A 656-nucleotide genomic window follows, 5' to 3' on the forward strand; every position below is an offset into this window, starting at 1 on the left:
CAAGTGCTACAAATTCAGGAATGGTATTGCTGTGATTTAAGCCAACACTGAGTTTAATACTGGCTTTGGATTCATGTACTTTTGCCCATGCGCACAATGACAGTGAAAGATCAATATGACTGGCATCTAGTGAATACAGCGGATTCTTGAATCTAAATTTATGTGCAGTTTTAGAGTTTTCACAGCGCTGAAGCAGCTGTGTGAACAATTGCTGATACAGGCTGGCGGGCTGTTCTTCGTTGAGTCTTGCTAAGGTGCTTCGCGCAATTCTCTTCGCGCCAAGATGATAGAGCTTTTCCTGCTGGGATTCGAGATTGGATTGAATGTCTCTTAAGCTTTGCCGACAAGAAAGTTGGGACATCAATATGGCAACAAACTGATCCCAGCGGGTGGCTGATCTTAATTTTTGCCCAGAGTGGTGCAGTTTAGCCAGACGTTCAAAATCTTGTCTTAAAATGGGTTTGAGTAATTGATGAAATACAGTATTCTGATGTGACAAAACCTGAGTCCTTTATAGTTAAAGTGTTTGTTTGCACTCATATTTTAACTATTTAGACTCAGGTTTTTTTATTTAGAGCAAACTATGGGACAGCAGTGGCATTTGCTCCCTTTAATTATTTTTTAAGCTGCCAATCATAGATATTTTTACGGTAGGC

1 protein-coding gene is annotated in these 656 nt (G+C 40.1%); it reads right to left on the minus strand.

Annotated elements, in window-relative coordinates:
• Nucleotides 1-499: DUF4372 domain-containing protein (locus GBI16_RS18290; RefSeq protein ID WP_151707622.1), on the minus strand; the 499-nt coding region annotated here is incomplete at its 3' end.
• Nucleotides 500-656: the final 157 nt, after the last annotated feature.

Source organism: Acinetobacter sp. TUM15064, from assembly GCF_008980265.1.
In the GTDB taxonomy this organism is placed as follows: domain Bacteria; phylum Pseudomonadota; class Gammaproteobacteria; order Pseudomonadales; family Moraxellaceae; genus Acinetobacter.